Annotated in this window: 2 protein-coding genes and 1 pseudogene; all 3 read right to left on the bottom strand. The window is 72.1% G+C overall.

Annotation, left to right across the window (positions count from 1 at the left end):
* A pseudogene (locus SSOG_RS29070) lies at positions 1-478 on the bottom strand (alpha/beta fold hydrolase); the annotation flags it as partial.
* Complete coding sequence (locus SSOG_RS57580; protein ID WP_281048130.1) at positions 379-2,379, bottom strand: type I polyketide synthase; 2,001 nt, start codon at positions 2,377-2,379, stop codon at positions 379-381. The pseudogene SSOG_RS29070 and the gene SSOG_RS57580, both read right to left, overlap by 100 nt.
* On the bottom strand, positions 2,345-8,998 hold the full coding sequence (locus SSOG_RS56465) for a type I polyketide synthase (RefSeq protein ID WP_009717837.1): 6,654 nt from the start codon (positions 8,996-8,998) through the stop codon (positions 2,345-2,347). The genes SSOG_RS57580 and SSOG_RS56465 overlap by 35 nt, the downstream gene beginning before the upstream one ends.
* Positions 8,999-9,010: the final 12 nt, after the last annotated feature.

The following is a 9,010-nucleotide window of genomic DNA, read 5'->3' as shown; positions in this document are numbered from 1 at the left end:
TCAGTCCGCGTACGGGCGCGTCGAGGTGCTCCACCAGGCGCAGCACGGTGTCCCGGTACGGGTCCGCCCAGCCGCCGACCGCGAGCACGGCGGCGTCGACCGCCGCGTAGTCCTCGCACACGCTGCCGTGCCGCCAGTACGCGTCCCGCTCCTGGTGCGCGAGCCAGGTGTGCAGATACGGCTCCAGGGCGTCGAGCCGCTCCCGCCACATCGGCAGCCAGCGGTCCTCGCCGACGGAGGTGGGGTGCGGGGGGCGCGCGGTGAACGCCAGCATGGTGCCCGCCCAGGCGAGCATGTCGATGCCGAGGACGGCGCCGCCGATGTAGTGGACGTCGTTGTCGTAACGGTCGTCCGCGGAGCACACCGTGACGATCGCCTTCAGCGGCTCGGGGCGCAGGGCGGCGATCTGGAGCGCGTTGAAGCCGCCCCAGGAGATCCCGAACATCCCCACCTTGCCGGTGCACCAGGGCTGGGCGGCAGCAGCACCGAACCCATCACGACGTGATCGAGCAGCCACGGATGCGTCTGCACCGACAACCGCCCCGTCAGCAGCAACCCATCACCACCCGCGAGCGGCACAGCAGCCCCCACCAACGGGTGATCCACGGTCGCGAGCCCCAGCCCGGCCGTACCGCCCAGCGCAGCGGCGGCCGAGACCTCCGGCCAGTAGCGGGCGTACTGGAAGGCGTACGTGGGCAGGTCGACGCGAACGGCGCCCGTACCGGCGAAGACGGCATCCCAGGCCACCGTCACGCCCCGCACATGTGCCCGCGCGACAGCCGACACCAACACCTCGACCTCGGCACGGCCCTTGCGGCAGACGGACGCGAACGCCGCGTCGTCCCCGGTCACGCACTCCTGCGCCATCGCGGTGAGCACACCGTCGGGGCCCAGCTCCACAAACGTGCTGACGCCCTGGGCCTCCAGAGCACGCACACCATCGAGGAAGCGGACCGCCTCGCGCACATGCCGCACCCAGAAGTCGGCGGTCGCGATCTCCTCGGCGGAGACGACATCCCCGGTCAGGTTGGACACGATCGGGATGCGCGGAGCCTCGTACGAAAGCCCCTCGGCGACCTCGCGGAACGCCTCCAGCATCCCGTCCATACGTGGCGAGTGGAACGCATGGCTGACCGTGAGCCGCTTCGTCTTACGACCCTGCGCCTCAAAGCCCGCCGCGACCTCGACCACAGCATCGTCGTCACCCGCGATGACCACCGAAGTGGGCCCGTTGAGGGCGGCAATGCTCACCCGCTCCCCGAGCAGCGGCAGCACCTCGTCTTCCGAAGCCTGGACGGCGATCATCGCGCCACCGACCGGAAGCTCCTGCATCAACCGCCCACGAGCGGCCACCAACTTCGCAGCGTCTGCGAGAGAGAGCACCCCTGCCACATGCGCGGCAGCCAGCTCGCCAATGGAGTGCCCCGACAGGAAGTCCGCACGCAGACCCCACGCCTCCACCAGCCGGAACAACGCCACCTCAACCGCGAACAGCGCAGGCTGGGTGAACGCCGTCTGGTCCAGCACCGAGGCGTCATCACCGAACAGCACCGTCTTCAGCGGCTGCTCAAGATGCGCATCCAACGCATCGCACACCGCATCCAACGCCTCCGCGAACACCGGGTAGGCCGCGTACAGCTCACGACCCATCCCCAGCCGCTGGCTGCCCTGCCCCGTAAACAGGAACGCCACCTTGCCGCCCGCCACCGAGCCCTCGACGAGCCCCGAAGCACCTCGACCCTCCGCCAGCGCCTCCAGACCGGCCAGCAGCCCGGCGCGGTCCTCGGCGACGACGGCCGCGCGGTGGTCGAAGGCGGAACGGGTGGTCGCAAGCGAGTAGCCGAGGTCGGCGGGGCGCAGTTCGGGGTGGGCGTCCACGTGGGCCCGGAGGCGTTCGGCCTGGGCGCGCAGTGCGGCGGCGCTGCGGCCGGAGATCACCGAGGGCAGCGCGGTCGGGGTGATGTCGGCGACGGGCTCCGCCTCGACCGCCGGGGCCTGCTCGATGATCGTGTGCACATTGGTGCCGCTGATGCCGAACGACGACACACCCGCCCGGCGCGGACGGCCGGTTTCCGGCCACGGCGTCTGCTCGGTCAGCAGCGACACCGCACCCGCCGACCAGTCGACGTGCGGGGACGCCTCGCCCGCGTGCAGGGTCTGCGGCAGCACCCCGTGACGCATGGCGAGGACCATCTTCATCACGCCCGCGACACCGGCCGCAGCCTGTTTTGTGGCCCATGTTGGACTTTGATGGGAACCCAGCATCTGGGGCAGGTCCTCGGACCGGTCGCGATCCGTACTTGGCGAGCAAGCGCCTGTGCCCTCTATCGGGTCGCCCAGCGTCTTACCCGTATCCGTGGCGCTTCCACCGTCGTCCACATCGGCGGGCCGACAGCCCCGCACCGGCCAGCGCCTGCCGGATGACCCGCTGCTGCGACGGACCGTTCGGCGCCGTCAGACCATTGCTCGCACCGTCCTGGTTGACGGAGCTGCCGCGTACGACCGCGAGCACGGGGTGGCCGTTGCGCCGAGCGTCCGACAGCCGTTCCACGAGCAGCATGCCCGCACCCTCGGCCCAGCCCGTGCCGTCCGCGTCCGCCGAGAACGCCTTGCAGCGGCCGTCGGCGGACAGGCCGCCCTGGCGGCTGAAGCCGATGAAGGTGCCCGGGGTGGCCATCACGGTGACGCCACCGGCGAGCGCCATGCTGCACTCCCCCGCCCGCAGCGCCTGCATCGCCCAGTGCAGGGCGACGAGCGACGACGAGCAGGCCGTGTCCACCGTCACCGCCGGGCCCTCAAGACCGAGGGCGTACGCGACCCGGCCGGAGGCGATGGAGCCGGTGCTGCCGGAGCCGATCGCGCCCTCGCCGCCGCCGTCGGGGGCCTGCTCCACGAGCGTGGCGTAGTCGTGGTACATGACGCCCGCGAAGACACCGGTCCGGCTGCCGCGCAGGGTCGTCGGGTCGATGCCCGCCCGCTCGAACGCCTCCCACGACGTCTCCAGCAGCAACCGCTGCTGCGGGTCGGTGGCGAGGGCCTCACGCGGCGAGATCCCGAAGAAGGTGGGGTCGAAGTCGGCGGCGTCGTGGAGGAAGCCGCCCTCACGGGTGTACGAGGTGCCCGGGTGCTCGGGGTCCGGGTGGTAGATCGTGTCCAGGTCCCAGCCGCGGTCCACGGGGAAGCCGGAGATCGCGTCCTGGCCGGAGGCCAGCAGCTGCCACAGCTCCTCGGGGGTGCGCACCCCGCCCGGGAAGCGGCAGCTCATGGCGACGATGGCGATCGGCTCGTCGTCGACCGCGCCCACGGTCGACGCCGGTACGGACACCTGGCCCTGCGTGCCCGCCAGTTCGTCCCGAAGGTGTTCGGCGAGGACGAGGGAGGTCGGGTAGTCGAAGACCAGGGTGGCGGGGAGCCGCATGCCGGTGGCCGCGTTCATCCGGTTGCGCAGCTCGACGGCGGTCAGCGAGTCGAAGCCCAGGTCACGGAAGGCGCGATCGGGGTCCACGGAGTCGGCGGAGCCGTAGCCCAGGACGGCGGCGACCTGGGTACGGACCAGCCCGAGCAGCAGGTCGAGCTGTTCGGTTTCGTGGAGCCCGGCCAGCCGCTGCGCCAGCGCGCCCGTCCCGGTGGAGCCCTCCGCCGTACGCCGCGCGGGCGCCCGCACCAGCCCACGCATCAACGGCGCCACCACACCCGACGACGCGGCCTCGGCCCGTACCGCCGCCAGGTCCAGTCGCACCGGTACGAGCAACGCCTCGCCCGCACCGCGAGCCGCGTCGAACAGCTCCAGCCCTTCGGCGGCCGAGAGCGCGGCGACGCCGCCCCGGTTCATCCGGGATACGTCCGCGTCGTCCAGCGCACCGGTCATCCCGCTGGCATCGGCCCACAGACCCCAGGCGAGGGACGTACCGGGCAGGCCACGCGCCCTGCGCTGCTGCGCCAGCGCGTCGACGTAGGCGTTGGCCGCCGCGTAGTTGCCCTGCCCCGCGCCGCCGAAGACACCGGAGGCCGACGAGAAGAGGACGAACGCCTTCAGGTGCAGGTCAGCGGTCAGCTCGTGGAGGTTCCAGGCGGCGTCCGCCTTGGGCCGCAGCACCTTGGCCAGCCGTTCCGGCGTCAGCGAGCCGATTACGCCGTCGTCCAGCACACCAGCGGTGTGGACGACGCCGGTCAGCGGATGCTCGGCGGGGACGGTGGCGAGGGCTGCGGCGAGCGCGTCCCGGTCGGCCACGTCGCATGCGGCCCACTGCACCTTGGCACCCAGTTCGGTCAGTTCGGCGCCGAGTTCGGGCGCACCGGGAGCCTGGTCGCCACGACGGCTCACCAGCAGCAGCTGACGTACGCCACGCTCCGCCACCAGATGCCGGGCCAGCAGACCGCCGAGCGTGCCGCTGGCACCGGTGATCAACACGGTGCCGTCGGCGTCGAAGTCAGGCACCTGCTGCTGCTCGGTGTCCACCACGGCTCGTGCCAGACGCGGCGCCCGCAGCGCACCATCCCGCACCGCCACCTGCGGCTCACCCGACGCCAGCGCGCCCGACAGCGCCACACGCGAGTCGGCCGCACCGTCGATGTCGACGAGCACGAACCGGTCCGGGTTCTCCGACTGCGCCGAGCGCACCAGGCCCCACACGGCGGCGTGGGCCAGGTCGGCCACCGGCTCGCCCGTACCGGCCGCCACGGCACCCGAGGTCAGCAGGACCAGGCGGGTGTCCGCGAAGCGGTCGTCGGACAGCCAGGACTGGAGGAGGTGGAGGGCCTGGGTGGTGGCGTCGTGTGCGGCTTGGATGGGGTTTTCCCCTAGCCCGCCCCTTCCCGAACCAATGGGCTCCGCCCCTTGACCCCGGTCCTCAAACGCCGGACGGGCTGGAGATGCCGCACCGTCCGTGTGCGGGCCGGAACGCCCTTCGGGCGTGTCCTCAATCGCCGGACGGGCTTGATTTGCCGCACCCGGGCTTTCAACTGCCGCGCCGGGAAGCGCCTGATTCGCCGCGCCCGAGCGTTCAACTGCCGCGTCCGAAAGAGCCGGATTGGTTGCGCCCGAGCGTTCAACTCCCGCCCGGGGAAGAGCCTGATTCGCCGCGCCCGAGCGTTCAACTGCCGCGCCGGACAGAGCCTGATTCGCCGCGCTCCGGTGTTCAACTGCCGCGTCGCCTACGAGCGCAGCCGCCAGGGACACCGCAACATACTCCGGGGACTCCGCACCCCCGTCCACCGCAGCCGCCAGCGCGTCCAAGTCCGCGTACGTGTCCAACCGCTGCGCCAAGCCATGAACATCAGGCCCCAGCAGCACACACTTCCCCGCCGCGCCCGCGCCCGAGACCTCGGCCCAGTCGAGCCTGTACAGCGACTCCTGACGCCCGCCCCGCGCGCCGCGGATCTGCTCGACGGCCACCGGCCGCAGCACCAGCGAATCCACCGACAACACGGCACGACCCGCACCATCAGCCACCGCCAACGACACCGCATCCGTACCGGCAGCGGACAAACGCACCCGCAGCACCGACGCACCCACCGCATGCAACGACACACCCGACCACGAGAACGGCAACCGAGCCCCGTCCTCACCCTCGATCAAGCCACCCAAACCCACCGCATGCAACGCCGAATCCAACAGCGCCGGATGCAAACCAAACGCACCCGCCTCGGACCTCGCACCCTCCGCCAACTCCAGCTCCGCGAAGACCTCATCACCCAGCCGCCACGCAGACTTCAACCCCTGGAACACCGGGCCGTAGGCGAGCCCGGCGTCGGCCAGGCCCTCGTACAGGCCCTCGACCGCGACCGGCGTCGCGCCCTGCGGGGGCCATACGCCCAGGTCGAAGGCGGCGGAAGACGACGCCCCCGAGCCCAGCACACCCGAGGCGTGCCGCTCCCAGACCTCGTCCACGGCCGCGTCCTCGGGCCGCGAGTACACCGTCAGCGCACGCCGCCCCGACGCGTCGGGCGCGGCCACCGACAGCTGGAGCTGCACGCCGCCCACCTCGGGAAGCACCAACGGCGCCTCCAGGGTCAGCTCCTCCAGCAGATCGCATCCCACCTGGTCACCGGCGCGCACCGCCAGCTCCACGAACGCGGTCCCGGGCAGCAGCACCGAACCGGCCACCGTGTGGTCGGCCAGCCACGGGTGGGTGTCCAGGGCGAGGCGGCCGGTGTAGAGGAAGCCGTCGGTGTCGGCGAGCGCCACGGCGGCGCCCAGCAGGGGGTGGTCGGCGGCGCCGAGCCCGGCGGACGCCACGTCGCCCATCGGGTATCCGGCGTCCAGCCAGTACGTTTCGCGCTGGAAGGCGTACAGCGGAAGGTCGGTACGTGCCGTCTCCGTACCGGCGAACACCGCGTTCCAGTCGGGCGAGACGCCGCGTACGTGGGCCTGCGCGAGGGCGGTGGCCAGGCAGCCGACCTCGGGGCGGCCGGTGCGCAGCGCGGAGACAAGGGTGGCGTCGTCACGGGTCAGGCAGTCCTGTGCCATGGCGCTGAGGACGCCGTCCGGGCCCAGTTCCACGAACGTCGTGACGTTACGGTCCTCAAGGGCGCGCACACCGTCGAGGAAGCGCACTGCCTCGCGGACGTGGCGCACCCAGAAGTCGGCGGTCGTGATCTCGTCGGCGGAGACCACGGCGCCGGTCAGGTTCGACACGATGGGGATCTTCGGGGCCTGGTACGACAGCCCCTGCGCCACCTCACGGAACGCGTCCAACATGCCGTCCATGCGCGGCGAGTGGAAGGCGTGGCTGACCGTGAGCCGCTTGGTCTTACGACCCTGCGCCTCGAAGCCCGCCGCGATCTCCAGGGCCGCGTCCTCATCGCCCGCGATCACGACCGACGTCGGGCCATTCACAGCGGCGATGCTGACGCGCTCGGTCAGCAGCGGCGCCACCTCGTCCTCCGACGCCTGCACCGCCACCATCGCGCCACCAGCGGGGAGTTCCTGCATCAGGCGACCACGTGCGGCTACCAACTTCGCCGAATCGGCGAGGGACAGCACTCCCGCCACATGCGCGGCTGCCAGCTCACCGATCGAGTGACCGGACAGGAAGTCGGGCCGCAGACCCCACGCCTCCACCAGCCGGAACAGCGCCACCTCGATGGCGAACAGCGCAGGCTGGGTGAAGCCGGTCTGGTCCAGCACCGCGGCGTCATCCCCGAACAGGACACCCTTCAGGGGCTGCTCAAGGTGCTGGTCCAGCTCCGCGCACACCTCATCCAGGGCACCGGCGAACACCGGGTACGCCTCGTACAGCTCGCGCCCCATCCCGAGGCGCTGGCTGCCCTGCCCCGTGAACAGGAACGCCACCTTGCCGCCCGCCACCTTGCCGTCGAACAGCCCGGTCGCGGGCTCCTCGCGGGTCAGCGCGTCGAGGGCGCGTACCAGGCCCTCGCGGTCGTCGGCGACGATCGCCGCGCGGTGCTCGAAGGCCGCCCGGCCCGTGGCCAGGGAGAACGCGGCGTCAGCGAGCGGGAGTCCGGGGTTGGCGTCCAAGTGGGCGCGGAGGTTCGCGGCCTGGGCAACCAGCGCGGACCGGGTCTTGGCCGCGACGGTCCACAGCGGCAGCGCGATCGCGGGGGCGGCGTCGTCAGCGGCGGCCTGCGACTCGTCGGCGGCCGGGTCGGGTGCCTGCTCCAGGATCGTGTGCGCGTTGGTGCCGCTGATGCCGAACGACGACACCGCGGCGCGGCGCGGTTGACCGGTGTCGGGCCAGGCGCGGGTCTCGGTGAGCAGCGAGACGGCGCCGGCGGACCAGTCGACGTTGGAGGTGGGCTGGTCGACGTGCAGGGTCTGCGGGAGGACGCCGTGGCGCATCGCCATGACCATCTTGATGATGCCCGCGACACCGGCGGCGGCCTGGGTGTGGCCGATGTTGGACTTCACCGAACCCAGCCACAGCGGCTGCTCTTCGCTGTGGTTGCGCCCGTAGGTGGCGAGCAGCGCCTGTGCCTCGATGGGGTCGCCCAGTGTGGTTCCCGTACCGTGCGCCTCGACGACGTCGATCTGTCCGGCGGTGAGCCGGGCCCCGGCCAGGGCCTGGCGTATGACGCGCTGCTGGGAGGGGCCGTTGGGGGCGGTGAGGCCGCTGCTGGCGCCGTCCTGGTTGATGGCGGAGCCGCGTACGAGGCCGAGCACCTGGTGGCCGTTGGCGCGGGCGTCGGACAGCCGCTCCAGCAGCAGCATGCCCGCGCCCTCGCCCCAGCCGGTGCCGTCGGCGGCCTCGGCGAACGACTTGCAGCGGCCGTCGACGGCCAGCCCGCGCTGGCGGCTGAACTCGGTGAACGTACCGGGGGTGGCCATGACCGTGACGCCACCGGCCAGCGCCAGCGAGCACTCGCCGCGGCGCAGCGCCTGGGCGGCGAAGTGCAGGGCGACCAGGGAGGAGGAGCAGGCCGTGTCGATGGTGACGGCCGGGCCCTCCAGGCCGAAGGTGTACGCGACGCGGCCGGAGGCGATGGAGCCGGAGCTGCCGTTGCCGAGGAAGCCCTCGACGTCCTCGGGCGCGGAGAACAGCCGGGACGCGTAGTCGTGGTACATGACGCCCGCGAACACACCGGTCCGGCTGCCCTGGAGCGTCGTCGGGTCGATGCCCGCGCGCTCGAACGCCTCCCACGACGTCTCCAGCAGCAACCGCTGCTGCGGATCCATGGCAAGGGCCTCGCGCGGCGAGATGCCGAAGAACGCCGGGTCGAACTCGGCGGCGTCGTGCAGGAAGCCGCCCTCGCGGAGGTACGGCTCCTGGCCGCTGTCCGGCTCGGGGTCGAAGAGGACCTCCGTACCCCAGCCGCGGTCGGTGGGGTACGGCGAGGCCGCGTCACCGCCGCGGGCGACCAGCTCCCACAGCTCCTCGGGCGTCCGGACGCCGCCCGGGTAGCGGCAGCTCATCGCGACGATGGCGATGGGCTCCTGCTCGCGGTCCTCGACCTCGCGCAGCCGCCGCCGCGCCTCGCGCAGGTCGGTGGTGGCCCGCTTGAGGTAGTCGAGGTACTTCTCTTCGTTCGCCGTCGCCATTACGCCGTCTCC

The organism is Streptomyces himastatinicus ATCC 53653 (assembly GCF_000158915.1).
Lineage (GTDB): Bacteria > Actinomycetota > Actinomycetes > Streptomycetales > Streptomycetaceae > Streptomyces > Streptomyces himastatinicus.
The sequence above is the reverse complement of the archived record's forward strand: the minus strand, read 5'-3'. Positions and strand labels throughout refer to the sequence as shown.